Here is a 15,518-nt window from a genome sequence, read left to right on the forward strand (position 1 = left end):
GCTACTGCCAGAGGTAGACGGTGGCGCCGGGCGGTCGCTCGCTGTTCGGTAACGGCCGCTGGTACTGGACGACGCCGCCGTTGGCCAGCCGGCTGACCCGGACGTGGAAGCCCAGCGACTCCAGCTCCGACTTGGCGTCCTTGACGTTCTTGCCGATGACCGCGGGCACCAGGCGGAAGTCCTGGTCGTCGCGGGCCTCGTTGTCGCCCTTGAACCAGTCCCAGAAGTCGGTCTGGCAGCGCGCCACCGTGATCATGGCGGGCGTGCCCTTGTCGACCTCGGACTTGGCCTTGGGCGCCTGGGCGATGACCGTGCAGGGCTCGGCGTCGTCGTCGACCTCGTTGACCTGCACCTGGAAGCCCTGGCCGCCCAGGTAGGCGGCGGCCTCGTCCTTCGGCATGCCGGTCACGTCGGGCATCACCATGCCGGCGCTCACGAAGATGCCGACCTTCGCGCCCTCCTTGACCTTCTCGCCCGCCTCGGGGGAGCTGCGGATCACCTTGTTCCGCTCGACCTCGGCGCTGGGCAGGCGCTTGACGCTGCCCACGGTGAGCCCGGCCTCGGCGATCTTGACGCGGGCCTCGTCGCTGGTCAGCCCCTTGACGCTGGGGACGATCACCCGCTTGGGGCCGAGCGAGGGCACCAGCGTGATCGTGCCGCCGCTCTCCAGCTCGGTCTTGCCCTCGGGGTCGGTACGCAGCACCAGCCCCTCGGCGGTGTCCTCGTCGTACTCGCCCGCGACCTTGTGGATCTTGAAGCCCTTGCTCGTGGCGGTCCGCTCGGCGACCACCATGTTCTGGCCGACCAGATCGGGCACCGGCACCATCTTGGTCTGGGAGAAGTACCAGCCGGTCAGCGCCACCGCGACCACCATGACCGCGGCGAGGGTGACCAGGAACCAGTTGGGCTTGAACGAGCGCGTGGACGGCGGCGGCGGCACCGGCGGCACCGGCGGCGCCATCTCGGCGCGCGGCTGGATCAGCGTGTGGGCGGGCGCGGCCATCGGCATCGACGGGGCGCCCGCGCCGCTCGGACGCGGCGGGATCGACTGGTTGAACACCGCCGTCATGGCCGGCGGGGTGCTCAGCCGGGGCAACATGCGATGGGCCTCGACCGCCTGGACGAGCATCGCCGTGGCGTCGTTGGGGCGGTCGTGCGGCTCGCGGGCCGTGGCGTGCGCGACGAGCGTGTCGATCAGCGGCGGCACCTCGGGCACCAGCGCCGACGGCGGCGGCACCGTGTCGTGGACGTGCCGGTAGGCCACCGACATCGGCGTCTCGCCGTCGTAGGGCTGCTGCCCGGTCACCAGCTCGAACAGCATGATGCCCGCGGCGTAGACGTCGCTGCGCACGTCGGCGCCGCCGGTGGTGACCTGCTCGGGCGACATGTAGCCGATCGTGCCGATCATCACGCCGGTACGGGTCTGGTTGGTCGCCTCGATGGCCCTGGCCAGCCCGAAGTCGACGACCTTGACCCGGCCGTCGTCGGTCATCAGCACGTTCTCGGGCTTCACGTCGCGGTGGACCATCCCGGCCTGGTGGGCCGCGCCCAGGGCGGCGAGCACCGGGATCATGATCTCCAGCGCCTCGCGGGCGGGCAGCCTGCCGCGCTCGCGCAGGATGTCGCGGAGCGTGCGGCCCGGCACGTACTCCATCGACAGGTAGACGACGTCGGTGTCGGTGCCCTGGTCGAAGACGTGCACCACGTTGGGGTGGGACAGACTCGCGACCGACTTGGCCTCACCGATGAACCTGCGGACGAAGGCCGGGTCCTCGGCGAGCGAGGAGTGCATGACCTTCAGCGCGACAGTGCGGTCCAGCCGGACGTCGAGCGCCAGGTAGACGGTCGCCATACCGCCCCGGGCGATCCGGCTCTCGATGCGGTAGCGCCCATCGAGGAGCCGCCCGACCAGGGGGTCCGCAGTCGTCTTATCCACCACCCCCCTGAGTTTACGGGCGTTTTGGCACCGGCAGGGCCCGCGCGCCCGAAACCGATGCGGAGACGTTCCCAGGAGGGCGGCCCCGACCGGCGGGAGGACCCGGCGCGAGCCGAGCCCTCCGAGGGATCTGAGGGGGATCCTACGCGGCGAACTTCCGGCGGGCCCCTACGGGGTCGTCGGCGAGGACGCTTCCGCGTAGCGGCGGCGCGGGATCCTGCCCGCCTGCCGCGCCTGGCGCCCCGCCGCCACGGCCGCCCTCATCGCCGAGGCCATGAGCTCGGGCCGCTGCGCGCGGGTCACCGCCGTGGCCAGCAGCACCGCGTCGCAGCCCAGCTCCATGGCCAGGGCGGCGTCGCTGGCCGTGCCGATGCCCGCGTCGAGGATCACCGGCACCGCGGCGGCCTCCACGATGAGCTCGATGTTGTGCGGGTTCCTGATGCCGAGGCCCGACCCGATCGGCGCGCCCAGAGGCATCACGGCCGCGCAGCCGGCCTGCTCCAGCCGCCGCGCCAGCGCCGGGTCGTCGCCGATGTACGGCAGCACCACGAACCCGTCGGCCACCAGCCGCTCGGCCGCGTCGAACGTCTCGATCGGGTCGGGCAGCAGCGTGCGCTCGTCGGAGATGACCTCTAGCTTGACCCAGTTCGTCCCCAGGGCCTCGCGGGCCAGCCGGGCTGTCAGGACGGCCTCGCCCGCGGTGAAGCAGCCCGCGGTGTTGGGCAGCACCTTGATGTCGCGGCGGCGCAGCACGTCGAGGACCGAGCCGCGGGCGCCGGGGTCGAGCCGCCGCATGGCCACCGTGGTCAGCTGGGTGCCCGAGGCGGCCAGCGCCTGGTCGAGCACCTCCAGTGAGGGCGCGCCGCCGGTGCCCATGATGAGCCGGGAGGAGAACTTCTCCCCGGCGATGATCAGCTCATCCACCCTGCACCGCCGTCAGCACCTCGACGCGGTCGCGGTCGCCGAGCGCCGTCGTCTCCCACGAGCTGCGCGTCACCACCTCGTCGTTCACGGCCACCGCGACCCCGGTGGTGGCGGTGGTCAGCGTCCGTACGGCCTGGGCCACGGTGGTGCCGTCGGCCACCTCGTGCGCGGCGCCGTTGATCGTCACAATCATGAAATATCCCGAAATCTCGCGGGCGAGCACAGCGCGGCCAGCTCGCCCTCCTCACCCGTCAGAATCCCCGCACCCGGCAACGACCCCGCCCCGCGTGACGCCGCCCCTGAGGACGCGGCCGCCCCTGCAGACGCCGCTCCTGAGGCCGTTGGCCCCTTGGGGGCTGCCCCTGATGGCGGCGTCACCGTGGTGGGGGGCGCAGGGGACGGTGTCGCCGCGGCAGGGGTCGTGAGGGTTGCTGTGACCAGGGCCGCCGTGAGGGGGGCCAGCAGGACCCCGCCCCGGTGGTGGCCGGTCGCCAGCACCAGCCCGGGAGCCTCGCCCGGCCCGATGATCGGCAGGTTGTCGGGGGTGCCCGGCCGCAGCCCGGCGACCACGTCGGCGACCTCCAGCTCGGTGACGCCCGGCACCAGCTCCCTGGCGTCCCGCAGCAGCTCGTAGAGCCCGCCGGCGGTCACCCGGGTGTCGAACCCCAGCTCCTCCTGCGTGGCCCCGAGCACCAGCTCGCCGTCGCCCCTGGGGACGAGGTAGACGGGGGCGCCGTGCACCATCCCGCGTACGCACCGCCCGAGCAGCGGCTGCGGCGAGCGCAACCGCATGATCTGTCCCTTGACCGGCCGTACCGGCACGCCGGCCAGCTCTCCGCTCCACGCCCCGGCGGCCAGCACCACGCGATCGGCCGCGATCTCCCGCACGGCGGCGCCAGGCTGACCCGGGTCGGGTTCGAGGCGCACACCGATCACGGCACCCGCCGCGGCCCCGGTCATCGCCCCGATCCCAGCGCCGGTCCCAGCACCGATCCCAGCGTCGGTCCCAGTGCCGGTCGTGGTGTCGCCGTCGCGCAGCAGCTCGGTCACCCGCGCCCGCACCAGGGGCACGCCCAGCCGGTCGAGCGCGGCCAGCAGCGCCGCCGTGACGCGGCGCGGGTCGACCCAGGCGTCACCGGGGGCCAGCAGCCCGCCGCGCACCGACGGGGCCAGCATGGGCTCCAGGCGGCGGCACTCGCGCCCGGTCAGCCGCTCCACCCGGAGCCCCAGCTTGTCCATGAACGCCGCCAGGTCGTCGAGCGCCGCGAGGTCGTCGGCCCCGAAGGCGACGTCGAGCGTGCCGTCGGCGCGCAGGTCGAGCCCCCGGCGCGCGGCCTCCATCGACCCCGCCTCCCCGGCCACCCGCCCGAACCCGCCGCCGAACCCCGCGCCGGATCCCGAGCTGGTCCCACTGGCGAGCCCCGCGCCGAAGCCCGAGCCGGTGCCACCGGCGAGCCCTGTGGCGAAGCCCGCGGCGGACCCGTCGTCCAGCCCCGCGTCGGCGGCCAGCTCGGCCGCGAAGGACGGCCACCGGCTCAGCGACGCGGCCCCCAGCCGCAGCAGCGGCTCCTCGGTGTAGGCGACCTCGCTGACGGGGGCGAGCATCCCGGCCGCCGCGTAGGAGGCCCCGCGGCCCGGGGCCGGGTCGACCACCGTGACGGGCGACCCCGCTCGGGCCAGCCGCCAGGCGATCGACAACCCGACGACCCCGCCGCCCACGATCACATTCATCCGCGCTCCCTTCGCCGGCATGATCCGGATCAGGTGTCTTGCGGTCGAAGGCCCGTTCAAGCCTTCCTCTCAGCCCGGTGACGGCCGGACTCCCGCGCGTCTTGCCCTCCCAGCCTACGGCCTCGGTGCGACGCGCCGGCACGGCCCCCGTTATGGTCATGAACGTGAACCATGTCGTAGTGGTGGGAGCGGGCCTGGCCGGGCTGCGGAGCGCCGAGGCGCTGCGCGGGCGCGGCTTCACCGGACGGATCACGCTGATCGGCCAGGAGCGCCATCGGCCCTACGACCGCCCGCCTCTGTCCAAGGCCGTCCTGTCGGGCGCCGCCGACTCCAGCTTCCTGGAGGCCGACCTCGACGCGCTGGAGATCGACTTCTGGCCCGGCGTCACCGCCAAGGCCCTGCGCCAGGGCGTCCTGGAGACGACCGAGGGCGAGCTCGGCTATGACGGCCTGGTGATCGCCACCGGCGCCGAGCCGATCACCGTGCCCGGCGACGGCCCCCAGCACGTCCTGCGCACCCTCGACGACGCCCACGAGTTGCGCGCCGGGCTGGTGGCCGGGGCGCACGTCGCGATCATCGGCGCGGGCTGGATCGGCGCCGAGGTCGCCACCGCCGCCCGCAAGGCCGGTTGCACGGTGACCGTGATCGAGGCCGGCCCCACCCCGCTGGCCAACGCCGTGGGCCCGGAGATCGGCGCCCGCACCCTGCACTGGTACGACGGCATCGACCTGCGCCTGAACACCATGGTCGACGAGGTGGACGAGGGCGGCGTACGGCTGGTGGGCGGCGAGTTCGTCCAGGCCCACGTGGTCGTCACCGGCATCGGCGTGCGGCCCGCCATCGAATGGCTGGCCGGTTCCGACATCGACCTGCACAACGGCGTCGTCACCGACGAGCACCTGCGCACGTCCATGCCGGGTGTGGTCGCGGCCGGCGACTGCGCCGCCTGGTGGTCGCGCCGCTACGGCACCCGGCTCCGCGTCGAGCACTGGGACACCGCGCTCGGCTCGCCCGAGGTCGCCGCCGCGACCCTGCTGGGCGAGGAGGCCGTCTACGATCCGGCGCCCTACTTCTGGTCCGAGCAGTTCGGTCACATGGTCCAGTACATCGGCCACCATCCCTCCGGCGACCGCCTGGTCTACCGGGGCGAGCCCGAGGGCAAGTGGTCGGCTGTCTGGCTGACCTCGGGCGACACCCTCGCCGCGGTGCTCGCCGTCGACCGGCCCCGGGACTACGTGCAGGGCCGTAGGATCATCGAAGGCGGTCACCGCCTCGACACAGAACGCCTGGTAGATCCAGAGGTCCCCCTACGGGATTGTGTTGTTTGAGCAAGGACGGCATGTGGTAGTTGTGGTTTCGTGACGCTTTCTGTTGCACAGATCGACCGGGAGACCGACCAGCTCGTCGACGAGTGGCTCACTCTCCCCGAAGTGGCCTCACGCCTCGACCTTTCGATCGGGCGGGCCAAGCAACTCCTCAAGGACCACAAGCTGCTCGGCGTACGCCGAGGCGGCGGCGGGCCGCAGGTGCCCGCGGTGTTCCTCGACGGGAAGGACGTGATGAAGGGCCTGCCCGGCACACTGACCGTGTTGCTCGACGCCGGCTACGACGACGTGGAGTCGCTGCGCTGGCTCTTCACCCCAGACGAGTCCCTGCCGGGGTCGCCCATCGAGGCGATCAAGGCCGGCCGTCACACGGAGGTCAAGCGGCGTGCCCAGGCCCTCGGTTTCTGAGGCCCGCCTCTATCTCTGCACCGACGGCCGCCGCGACCGCGGCGACCTGGCAGAGTTCCTCGATGCGGTGCTGGCCGGCGGCGTGGACATCATCCAGCTGCGGGAGAAGGGCCTGGAGGCACGCGAAGAACTCGCGCTCCTGGAAGTCTTCCGCGACGCCTGCGACCGGCACGGCAAGCTGCTGGCCGTCAACGACCGGGCGGACATCGCCTACGCCGCCCGGCCCGACGTGCTCCACCTGGGGCAGGACGACCTTCCCGTGACGGTCGCGCGAGAGATACTCGGCGACGACATCGTCATCGGCCGGTCCACCCACTCCATCGCCGAGGCGTCCGCCGCGGCCGTGGAGGAGGGCGTCGACTACTTCTGCTGCGGCCCGATCTGGCCCACGCCGACCAAGCCGGGCCGCCACGCGCCAGGCCCGGCGCTGCTGCGGCACGCCGCGTCGCTGGGGTCGGCCTCGGACCCGGAATCGCCGCGGCCGTGGTTCGGGATCGGCGGCATCGACCTCGCCAACCTCGACGAGGTCATGTCGTACGGCGTGAGCCGCGTGGTGGTCGTACGCGCGATCACCGACGCGGAGGACCCGGGGGCGGCGGCGGCCGAGTTCGCCAAGCGCCTGAGCCCCTGAACCGACCGGGCGCCCGTCCTCGACGGGCGCCCCAGGCCAGGTGCCCGGCCAGAGTGCCGGGGTCAGGTCTTGCGGGACGTCGCGGCGATGGCCAGCTCGGTCAGCGCCGTGCGCGCCTCGGCGGTGACGGGCGCCTCGTCGAGCGCGGTCAGGGCGTCGGCGAGATAGCCGGCGATCAGGTCTTCGCACTCCCGCAGCGCGCCGGTGTCCGTGATGATCTCGCGCAGGGCGGTCACCCCGTCCTCGTCGAGCGCGGGGTCGCCGAGCAGCCTGCGCACCGTCGCGGCCGACTCCGGCGTGGCCGCGGCCAGGGTACGGGCCACCAGCATCGTGCGCTTGCCCTCCCGCAGGTCGTCGCCGGCCGGCTTGCCGGTCTGGGCCGGGTCTCCGAACACGCCGAGGATGTCGTCCCTGAGCTGGAAGGCGATGCCGACGCGGCGGCCGTAGCCGGTGCACAGCTCGTCCATCCACGGCTCCAGGGCGGCGGCGGCGAGCACCAGGCCGAGCCGGAGCGGCTGCTCCACCGAGTACTTGCCGCTCTTGAACAGCGCCACCCGCAGCGCCGACTCGAAGGTGTTCTCGCCGTGGGCCTGCTCCAGCAGGTCGAGGTACTGGCCGCACATCAGCTCGGTGCGCATGTGGTCGTGGACGGGCTGGGCGGCGGCCAGCGACGCCGGCGGCAGGCCGCTGGTGCGCCACATCTCGCCCGACCACACCAGCAGCAGGTTGCCCAGCAGGATCGCGGCGCCCTCGCCGAACTGGTCGGCCGAGCCGTGCCAGCCCTCCTTCTCGTGCAGGGTCTGGAAGCGGCGGTGGGCGGCCGGCATGCCCCTGCGCAGGTCGCTCTTGTCCATCACGTCGTCGTGCACGAGCGCGCTGGCCTGCAACAGCTCCAGCGACGCGGCGGCGGTGAAGATCTCCGGCACGTCGGTGCCGCCCGCGCCGCGCCAGCCCCAGTAGCAGAACGCGGGACGCAGGCGCTTGCCGCCGGCCAGCAGGTCGCCCGCGGCGGTGCGCAGCGGTTCGAGTTCGGCGTCGCCCGAGGCGGGCAGTTGCCGTTCGACGAACTCCCCCAAGGCGCGCTCCACCTGGGTGCGCAGGGCGTCCATGCTCGCGGCGTCAGTGGTCATGCCTTGAGACTAGTGGGCGCGGACTCGGGTTCGGGTCCCCGGTCTAGGGGCGGTCGACCCGGACACCGGCCTGTACGCTTGGTGCATGGCGCTTGGTCGACCCTCCGTCCTGCCCGATCGTGTCCCCACCGTCCGCGAGCTGCTCGCCACCGGTGGCCGGTCGTTCTCCTTCGAGTTCTTCCCCCCGAAGACCGACGAGGGCGAGCGGCAGCTCTGGAAGGCGATCAGGGAGCTGGAGTCGCTGCGGCCCACGTTCGTCTCGGTGACCTACGGCGCCGGCGGCTCGACCCGCGACCGCACGGTCGACATCGTCGAGCGCCTGGCCCACGACACCACGCTCACCCCTGTGGCGCACTTCACGGCGGTCAACCACTCGCTGCGTGAGCTGCGTCACCTGGTCGGCCGCTTCGCCGACGCGGGCGTGCGCAACATCCTGGCCGTGCGCGGCGACCCGCCCGGCGACCCGACCGCCGAGTGGGTGCGCCACCCCGAGGGCGTGCTCTACGCCGAGGAGCTGGTGCGGCTCATCCGGCAGGCGGGTGAGTTCTGCGTGGGCGTGGCGGCGTTCCCGTACAAGCATCCGCGATCGCCGTCCGTCGAGTCCGACACCGACTACTTCGTGCGCAAGTGCCGCGCGGGCGCCGACTACGCGATCACCCAGATGTTCTTCCAGGCCGACGACTACCTGCGGCTGCGCGACCGGGTGGCGGCCCAGGGCTGTGACACGCCGATCATCCCGTGCATCATGCCGGTCACCCAGATGAGCACGATCGCGCGTTCGGAGCAGCTGTCGGGGGCGCCGTTCCCGTCCGACGTGGCGGCCCGCTTCGAGGCGGTCGCCGACGACCCGGCCGCGGTGCGGGCGCTGGGCATCGAGCACGGCGCGGAGCTGTGCCAGCGGCTGCTCGACGAGGGCGCGCCCGGGATCCACTTCATCACGTTCAACCGGTCCAGCGCCTCGCGCGAGGTGTTCCAGCGCCTGACGCCGGTCGCCGCCACCGCCTGACCCCGTACAAACCCCCCGTACAAGGCGGTGCCCGTCACCCGCCCGCAGGGGGACCGGGCGGGTGACGGGCAAGGGGTGGTATCCGGTAGGTAACGTGTCCGTCACTTTCTGTCACCAAGATGCCCGGCGGCATGCCCAGGCAAACCCGTCAAGCCCAGGGCTTTACCCGCGGTGACGTGCGAAGCGTTCAGTCGAGGGGGAGTGGGCGGCCCACGATGGCGTACTCCTCGTGGCCGCCGGGGAAGACGAAGCGGGTCAGCAGGTCGGTGAAGCCCAGGCCGGCGTAGAGGTGGCGGGCGGCCGTGGGGCGGTCGTGGGTGGACAGCACGGCCGAGCGTTCGGGGCGGCCGGCGCACAGGGTCCTGATCATGGCCCGGCCGATGCCCTTGCCCTGGTGATCGGGGTGCACGTGGATCTCGGCCAGCTCGAACGCGTGGCCCATCCAGGCGTGCGCGGCCTCCTCGCCGGCCTCGTCGGCCAGCGCCCTGCTCACCACGTCGTGCCACCACTGGCCGGTCGCGCCGCGGAATCCGTAGGCGAAGCCGACGATCCGGGGGCGTTCCGTGCCGGTCGGGTCCCGCAGCTCTGCGAAATAGCACTGGAAATGGGGATATGTCCCGTGATTTCGCATGATGGTCTTGCGGCCGGAGATCTGCTCGGGGGGCGGGTTCATCGCCGCCGTGTAGATGTCGATCACCGTGTCCAGGCGCTCGGTGAACTCGGCCGGGCCCGCCCCGCGAAACTCGATCACCCGTCGCACATTACTCGACGTCGACCGCGGTGCCCCCGGTGATCGTCACCAGCTCCTCGAACGTCGTCGGGAAGACCGTCAGCGGGTGGCCGCCGGCCGCCCACACCACGTCGTGCTTGCTCAGCCAGTTGTCCACGAGGGTGCGGACCGGGGCCGGATGGCCGACCGGGGCCACGCCGCCGATCGGCTGACCGGTCGCGGCCCGGACGAACTCGGGCGTGGCCCGGCGCACCCGGGCGACGCCCGCCGTGCGGGCGATGAGCTCGACGTCCACCCGGTGGGCGCCGCTGGTCAGGACCAGCAGCGGCGCGCCGTCGGCGTCGAAGATCAGGCTGTTGGCGATCGCCCCCACCTCGCAGCCGAGCTGGGCGGCCGCGGTCGCCGCGGTCGGCGCCTTCTCGGGCAGGACGACGATCTCCCCGGCGGCCCCCACCGCGCGCAGGGCGGCCTCCACGACGACGGCGTTCGCCGGCAACTTCTCAGACATGAGGACACTCTAAACAGGTTGACCGCCTTATTACCTGTTCGTGGTAGGTGGTGTAGGGTCCATCGATCCGGAGTGTTCGTGACAAAAGAGGTGGTACCGGTGGGGGCTCGACGGCTGCCCGGAGTGGCTGCTCTTCTGACGGCTGGGGCCGTCGTACTCACGGGCTGCGCGCAGACGGTCACACCCGCCGCGCCGACCGGCCTGACCGGTACGGCGAGCACCCCCGGCACCGCGGGGGCCAAGGCGGGCCCGGCGGCGGCATCCGTCACCGCACCCGTCACGGCGCCCGTATCGGCGCCGCGCAAGACGCTGAAACTGGGCGCCAAGGGCGAGTCCGTCACCTGGCTGCAGCGGCGGCTGACCGCCCTGGGCTACCTGCCCGGCAAGGCCGACGGCAGTTACGGCGGCACCACCCTCGCCGCCGTCTGGGCCTTCCAGAAGGTCAACGGCATCACCCCGACCAGCACGATCGCCCGCAGGACGTGGGAGGCGCTGGAACGGCCGAAGAGCCCGAAGGTCCTGGTGGCCAACGGCAAGCCGACCCGCGCAGAGGTCAACCTGACCAAGCAGATCATGGTCCTGTACGTCGGCGGCCAGGTACGGCTCATCACCCACGTCTCCTCCGGCAGCGGCGTCCCGTACTGCGAGACGACCGCCTGGCAGGGCAAGGAGCAGCGCTTCTGCGGCTCGGCCCGGACGCCGACCGGCGACTACCGCACGACCTGGCGCGCCGGCGGCTGGCACAAGTCCTACCTGGGGCAGCTCTACAACCCGATCTTCTTCAACGGCGGCATCGCCTTCCACGGCGCGCTGTCGGTGCCGCTCTCCCCGGCCTCGCACGGCTGCGTGCGCATGCCGATGAACGTGGCCGAGGTGCTGCCCGGACTGCTCGGCAAGGGCGTTCCGGTGCACGTGAGAGGTGCGTTCAGGCGCGCATAACGTCCGCATAACCGGATCCGGTGACGGCCGGGTTATCCGCCTCTTGCTGGACTTCCCCCGACTTCTAGGGGGATTCCATGACGACGACATCCATAGTTCGTGTTCCGGCCCCTGCTCCGCACGTGCGGCGCGGGGGCCGGTCGCTTCTGCGGTGGACATTGGCGATCGGCTGGGTGGCGCAGGTCGTGCTGCGGCTGTGGTTGTTCCGGCAGCACACCGGGCCCGTGGCCAACCCGGACGAGACCGGGTACCTGCTCGCCGCCCGGTGGCTGACCGGCGGGCCCGGCGCGGAGCTGACCGGGTTCACCTTCTACCAGGGCGGTTATCCGCTGCTGCTGGCGCCGGTGTTCTGGGTCACGCGTGACCCGGTGGTGGCGTACCGGCTGGTGGTCGCGGTGGGGTCGATGGTGGCGGCGGGGGCGTTCCCGCTGGCGTACCTGCTGCTGCGGCGCCTGGGGGCGGGCCGTCGGGCGGCGATGGCCGCGGCGTTCGCGGGCGGGCTGTCGCCGTCGCTGCTGCTGTTCTCGGGGCTGGCGCTGGCCGACGCGATCCTGCCCACGCTCGTCCTGGCCTGGCTGGTCGCGCTGCACGACCTCGCGGCCAGAGGGTCGGCCGGGGCGGGGGTGCCGGCGGGCGGGCTCGCGGGGTTCGCCATGACGGTGCACCTGCGCGGCACCGTCGTCCTGGCGGTGACCGTACTGGCCATGCTGGCCATGACGGCGCTGCTCCCGGCGCGCCGCCGGGCGGCCGTGGCCGGGCTGGTGACCGCCGTGGTGGTCGCGGTCGCCGGGACGGTGCTGAACCGGGCGCTGTCCGCGGCGCTGTACCCCGGCGGGCCGCGTGACCTGTCGGGCATCCTGGCCGGACGGCTGGCCGGGCTCGACGGGCAGGCGTGGGCGCTGGCGGGGGCGGCCGGGCAGCTCTGGTACCTGGTCGTCGCGACCTGGGGGCTGGCCGGGGTGGGGATCGCGGGCGCGGTCGCCGTCGTGGCCAGGCGGTCCGCGCCGGGGCCGCGGCGTTTCCTCGCGGCCGTCCTGCTCGTCACGACCCTGGGCATCGCGTACGCCTCCTCGGCCGCGCTCCCCGACGAGCACCGGGTCGGCAACTACGCCTACGGCCGCTACCTGGCCTGCGTGGCGATCGCCTGGACGCTGGCCGGGCTGCTCGTGCTGGCCCGAGCCGGCCGCCGGGCCGTCGTGCGGCACGCCCTCGCGGCGGCCGGGCTGCTCGCGGTGACCGGCGGCGTGGTCGTCTGGTACGCGGGGGACCGGCTCCAGCGGTACGCGTTCATCGCCTTCGACTTCCCGGAGGTGATCTTCCTCACCCGGGTGCGGGACTCCTTCGACCTGGTCGCCGCCTCCGCGGTGACGCTCGCCCTGCTGGCGTGCCTGACGGGAGCGGCCCTCCTGACCGCCCGCAGGGCCTGGCCGGCGGTCGTGGCCGCGCTGGCGTTGACCAACGTCGTCTTCGCCGCCGATCTGGCGCCGAAGTCCGCGCCCGCCGCCGGGCCCGACTGGCTGCCCGTCATCACCGGGCCCGGACGGGTGGCCGTGGACCGGCAGGTGAAGTGGAACGTCCGGGCCCTGCTGGCCTACCGCGTGTCCTGGACCGAGATCGAGCACTTCGACCGTACGCCGCCGGACGGCGTCTGCACCGCCGTCGTCCCGCCCGACGCGGGGCCGCCGCCCGAGGGGTGGACCGCGACCGGCGCGGGCGGCGCCTGGCAGGGCTGGACGACCTGGGTCGACGACCGCTGCCCCGGCGGCACGTCACCGCGGGGGAGCTGAGGCCGTCCGCGCCTCGCTGTGCGCACGGACCATGCCCACCGCCTGGGCCAGGGCGGCCGCCACCACCAGCAGGGAGGAGGCGTACTGCCACGGCGGGAGCGCGTCCTCGAAGGCGACATCGTCGTAGAACCCGGCCAGCCTCGGCGCGGGGTTGTAGACGGCCGCCATGACCCCGAGCGTGTACGGCAGGATGAGGACGCCCGACAACACCAGCAGCGCGCCGCGCCGCCGGGTCGCGCGGCGGAGCAGCAGGCCCACCACGGCGAGCCCCACGGCCGCCACGGCCGCCACCAGCGCGACGCCCCGCGTGATCCACCAGAGGTCCGAGCCCAGCGACGAGAGGCCGCCGGACGTGATCCGGCCACCGGGGTCGCCGACGCGCGCCTGCGAGGCCGTGCGGAGGGCCGCGTAGTTGACGGCCGCGTACGCCGCCACGAGGACCGGCCCCGACAGCAGCAGCACGAGAGTGCCCGTCCGTCCCCGCATCGATCCCCCTCGCGTCGCCGCCCCGTACGGCCGGTCCGTCCGCACCCCGGCACCGCGCGGTCAGCCTGCCAGACGCGAGCCGTCGCGCGCCACCCCGGGACGCCGGGCCCCGGGTCAGCGGGGGAGGCCGTGGACGGCGACGTCGGCCGCGCGGCGGGCGGCGTCGCGGGCCTGCTCCACCGGGAGGCCGTCGATGAGCGTGGTCATCACGGCCAGCTTCACCGCGCCGATCAGCGACCCCACGGCCGCCGCCGCCTCGACCCGGTCGAGCCGGCCGGGGAAGGCCGCCGACAGCGCCGCCGCCAGCCGGAGCTGGCTGTCGAACAGCAGGTGCAGCGCCCGCGCCTGCAGCGGCGGCTCGCGCATGATGAGCTCCAGCCGCAGCGACGACTGTTCCGACCAGCTCTCCCGGCCGTCGTCCGACGTCGACAGCGTGTCCTCGATGAAGTCGCGCAGCAGGTCGGCCGGCGTCTGGCCGGGAGCCGGCGCGGCCAGGTACGCCAGCGCGCGCTCGATCTGCTGCTCGGAGTCGTAGAAGAGCACGTCCTCCTTGCCGGCGAAGTAGCTGAAGAAAGTGCGGGTGGAGACCTCGGCGGCGGCGGCGATCTCCGCCAGCGTGGTCTCCTCGTAGCCCTTCTCACTGAACAGCCGGAGCGCGGCCTCGATCAGCGCCCGGCGCGTGCGCTGCTTCTTGCGCTCCCGCAGTCCTACCATGACGGAACTCTACACCGGTGAACGAATTTCATGCATTGAAGTTTTGCATCGAGTGAGGTTTTCTGGAGGGGAGCTCGGAAAGGAGCCAGCATGTCCGACCTGACCTTTCCCATCACCCGTCAGCAGCCGTTCGATCCGCCTGAGGAAGCCACGGCCCTGCGACAACAGGGCGCCATGCACCGCCTGACCTTCGCCGACGGCCACCTCGGCTGGCTGGTCACCGGCTACTCGGCCGCCCGCTCGATCCTGGCCGACCCCCGCTTCAGCAACCGTCCGGAGCGGCTGCACCCCGTGGTGCCCGCCCGGATGCAGCTCCAGCGGGACGTGCCGCCCGGGTTCTTCCTGCGCATGGACGCGCCCGAGCACACGCGTTACCGCAAACTGCTCATGGGGCAGTTCACCGTCCGGCGGATGAAGGCGCTCGAACCCAGGATCGAGGAGATCACCCACTCCTGCCTGGACGCCCTGCAGGCCGCCGGGCCGCCCGCCGACCTGGTGGAGTCCTTCGCGCTGCCGATCCCGTCGCTGGTGATCTGCGAGCTGCTCGGGGTGCCGTACGAGGACCGTGTGGAGTTCCAGGAGGCCACCAAGATCCTGGTCAACCTGGAGACCAAGGCCGACGACGCCCTGGCCGCGTTCTCCAGGATCGGGGCGTACCTGTCGGAGCTGATCGGGCGCAAGCGGTCGGAGCCGGCCGACGACCTGCTCAGCGGGCTCGTCGAGGACCTGAACCACGAGGAGCTGACCGGGGTCGCGTTCCTGCTCCTGCTGGCCGGGCACGAGACGACCGCCAACATGCTGGGGCTGGGGACGTACGCGCTGCTCACCAACCCCGGCCAGCTCACCGCCATGCGCGACGACCCGTCGGTGGTGGAGAACGGCGTGGAGGAGCTGCTGCGCTACCTCACGATCATCCATCTCGGCCCGGTGCGCAGCGCCCTGGAGGACGTCGAGGTCGAAGGTCACCTCGTCAGGGCGGGGGAGTCGATCGCCCTGCACCTGCCAACCGTGAACCGGGACCCCTCCCGCTTCCAGGACGCCGACCGGCTCGACCTCCACCGGCCGGCCGGCGGGCACCTGACGTTCGGCCACGGCATCCACCAGTGCCTCGGGCAGCAGCTCGCCCGGGCCGAGATGCGCATCGCGTACCCGGCGCTGCTGCGGCGCCTGCCTGGCCTACGCTTGGCCGTATCACCCGAGGAGGTGCCGATGCGCTCGGACATGAGCATCTATGGAGTGCACCGCCTCCCTGTCACTTGGTAG

16 protein-coding genes and 1 riboswitch are annotated in these 15,518 nt (G+C 72.9%); of the genes, 7 read left to right on the plus strand and 9 right to left on the minus strand.

What is annotated here, in order from left to right; genetic code table 11:
* Position 1 precedes the first annotated feature (1 nt).
* The 4 genes from pknB to ABZ815_RS34090 all read right to left on the minus strand — a co-directional run bounded on the left by pknB (position 2) and on the right by ABZ815_RS34090 (position 4,591).
* Complete coding sequence (gene pknB / locus ABZ815_RS34075) at positions 2-1,936, minus strand: Stk1 family PASTA domain-containing Ser/Thr kinase (RefSeq protein WP_357705310.1); 1,935 nt, start codon at positions 1,934-1,936, stop codon at positions 2-4.
* Positions 1,937-2,104: 168 nt separating this feature from the next.
* On the minus strand, positions 2,105-2,860 hold the full coding sequence (locus ABZ815_RS34080; RefSeq protein WP_357705311.1) for a thiazole synthase: 756 nt from the start codon (positions 2,858-2,860) through the stop codon (positions 2,105-2,107).
* Entirely contained in the window at positions 2,853-3,053 is a 201-nt protein-coding gene (thiS, locus tag ABZ815_RS34085) for a sulfur carrier protein ThiS (protein ID WP_352331034.1), read from the minus strand. Before thiS ends, ABZ815_RS34080 begins: the two co-directional genes overlap by 8 nt.
* Positions 3,050-4,591: an FAD-dependent oxidoreductase gene (locus tag ABZ815_RS34090; RefSeq protein WP_357705312.1), complete on the minus strand. Its 1,542-nt coding sequence runs from the start codon at positions 4,589-4,591 to the stop codon at positions 3,050-3,052. Before ABZ815_RS34090 ends, thiS begins: the two co-directional genes overlap by 4 nt.
* Positions 4,581-4,697, minus strand: a riboswitch (TPP riboswitch). It overlaps the preceding gene by 11 nt.
* 52 nt (positions 4,698-4,749) lie before the next feature.
* On the opposite strand from ABZ815_RS34090, the gene ABZ815_RS34095 reads away from it, so the two are divergent.
* Genes ABZ815_RS34095 through thiE form a run of 3 tightly spaced genes read left to right on the plus strand, consistent with a single transcriptional unit; the run spans position 4,750 to position 6,955 of the window.
* Complete coding sequence (locus ABZ815_RS34095) at positions 4,750-5,919, plus strand: FAD-dependent oxidoreductase (protein WP_357705313.1); 1,170 nt, start codon at positions 4,750-4,752, stop codon at positions 5,917-5,919.
* 30 nt (positions 5,920-5,949) lie between these two features.
* Positions 5,950-6,324, plus strand: a complete 375-nt coding sequence (locus tag ABZ815_RS34100) for an Rv2175c family DNA-binding protein (protein ID WP_357705314.1) — start codon at positions 5,950-5,952, stop codon at positions 6,322-6,324.
* On the plus strand, positions 6,302-6,955 hold the full coding sequence (thiE, locus tag ABZ815_RS34105; RefSeq protein ID WP_357705315.1) for a thiamine phosphate synthase: 654 nt from the start codon (positions 6,302-6,304) through the stop codon (positions 6,953-6,955). Before ABZ815_RS34100 ends, thiE begins: the two co-directional genes overlap by 23 nt.
* Positions 6,956-7,017: 62 nt before the next feature.
* Here the strand turns inward: thiE and ABZ815_RS34110 are convergent, their stop codons facing one another.
* Positions 7,018-8,085 carry a polyprenyl synthetase family protein gene (locus tag ABZ815_RS34110; RefSeq protein ID WP_357705316.1) on the minus strand — a complete coding sequence of 356 codons (1,068 nt, stop codon included), beginning with the start codon at positions 8,083-8,085 and terminating at the stop codon, positions 7,018-7,020.
* A gap of 85 nt (positions 8,086-8,170) precedes the next feature.
* Between ABZ815_RS34110 and metF the strand changes: the two genes are divergently transcribed.
* Entirely contained in the window at positions 8,171-9,091 is a 921-nt protein-coding gene (gene metF, locus ABZ815_RS34115; RefSeq protein ID WP_357705317.1) for a methylenetetrahydrofolate reductase [NAD(P)H], read from the plus strand.
* Positions 9,092-9,278: 187 nt separating this feature from the next.
* On the opposite strand, the gene ABZ815_RS34120 is transcribed toward metF, so the two are convergent.
* Together ABZ815_RS34120 and ABZ815_RS34125 are read right to left on the minus strand one after the other, a co-directional pair.
* Positions 9,279-9,842: a GNAT family N-acetyltransferase gene (locus tag ABZ815_RS34120; RefSeq protein WP_357705318.1), complete on the minus strand. Its 564-nt coding sequence runs from the start codon at positions 9,840-9,842 to the stop codon at positions 9,279-9,281.
* 10 nt (positions 9,843-9,852) lie between these two features.
* Positions 9,853-10,329 carry a YbaK/EbsC family protein gene (locus ABZ815_RS34125; RefSeq protein WP_357705319.1) on the minus strand — a complete coding sequence of 159 codons (477 nt, stop codon included), beginning with the start codon at positions 10,327-10,329 and terminating at the stop codon, positions 9,853-9,855.
* 99 nt (positions 10,330-10,428) lie between these two features.
* Here ABZ815_RS34125 and ABZ815_RS34130 point away from each other — a divergent pair, with 99 nt between their 5' ends.
* Both ABZ815_RS34130 and ABZ815_RS34135 read left to right on the plus strand, forming a co-directional pair.
* On the plus strand, positions 10,429-11,268 hold the full coding sequence (locus ABZ815_RS34130; protein WP_357705320.1) for a L,D-transpeptidase family protein: 840 nt from the start codon (positions 10,429-10,431) through the stop codon (positions 11,266-11,268).
* Positions 11,269-11,426: 158 nt separating this feature from the next.
* Positions 11,427-13,055, plus strand: coding sequence for a hypothetical protein (locus ABZ815_RS34135; protein ID WP_357705321.1), 1,629 nt, complete (start codon positions 11,427-11,429; stop codon positions 13,053-13,055).
* Here the strand turns inward: ABZ815_RS34135 and ABZ815_RS34140 are convergent.
* On the minus strand, positions 13,038-13,541 hold the full coding sequence (locus tag ABZ815_RS34140) for a hypothetical protein (protein WP_357705322.1): 504 nt from the start codon (positions 13,539-13,541) through the stop codon (positions 13,038-13,040). The two genes, ABZ815_RS34135 and ABZ815_RS34140, sit on opposite strands and share 18 nt — an antisense overlap.
* Positions 13,542-13,655: 114 nt before the next feature.
* Complete coding sequence (locus ABZ815_RS34145; RefSeq protein ID WP_357705323.1) at positions 13,656-14,255, minus strand: helix-turn-helix domain-containing protein; 600 nt, start codon at positions 14,253-14,255, stop codon at positions 13,656-13,658.
* Positions 14,256-14,345: 90 nt separating this feature from the next.
* Between ABZ815_RS34145 and ABZ815_RS34150 the strand changes: the two genes are divergently transcribed.
* Positions 14,346-15,518: a cytochrome P450 gene (locus tag ABZ815_RS34150; protein ID WP_357705324.1), complete on the plus strand. Its 1,173-nt coding sequence runs from the start codon at positions 14,346-14,348 to the stop codon at positions 15,516-15,518.

Source organism: Nonomuraea sp. NPDC047529 (assembly GCF_040642995.1).
Taxonomy (GTDB): domain Bacteria; phylum Actinomycetota; class Actinomycetes; order Streptosporangiales; family Streptosporangiaceae; genus Nonomuraea.

Coding starts and splice junctions, on each gene's coding strand:
- ABZ815_RS34150 (WP_357705324.1), top strand. CDS start 14,346: ATGTCCGACCTGACCTTTCCCATCACCCGTCAGCAGCCGTTCGATCCG.
- metF (WP_357705317.1), top strand. CDS start 8,171: ATGGCGCTTGGTCGACCCTCCGTCCTGCCCGATCGTGTCCCCACCGTC.
- ABZ815_RS34125 (WP_357705319.1), bottom strand. CDS start 10,329: ATGTCTGAGAAGTTGCCGGCGAACGCCGTCGTCGTGGAGGCCGCCCTG.
- ABZ815_RS34095 (WP_357705313.1), top strand. CDS start 4,750: ATGAACGTGAACCATGTCGTAGTGGTGGGAGCGGGCCTGGCCGGGCTG.
- ABZ815_RS34110 (WP_357705316.1), bottom strand. CDS start 8,085: ATGACCACTGACGCCGCGAGCATGGACGCCCTGCGCACCCAGGTGGAG.
- ABZ815_RS34145 (WP_357705323.1), bottom strand. CDS start 14,255: ATGGTAGGACTGCGGGAGCGCAAGAAGCAGCGCACGCGCCGGGCGCTG.
- thiS (WP_352331034.1), bottom strand. CDS start 3,053: ATGATTGTGACGATCAACGGCGCCGCGCACGAGGTGGCCGACGGCACC.
- ABZ815_RS34090 (WP_357705312.1), bottom strand. CDS start 4,591: ATGAATGTGATCGTGGGCGGCGGGGTCGTCGGGTTGTCGATCGCCTGG.
- ABZ815_RS34140 (WP_357705322.1), bottom strand. CDS start 13,541: ATGCGGGGACGGACGGGCACTCTCGTGCTGCTGCTGTCGGGGCCGGTC.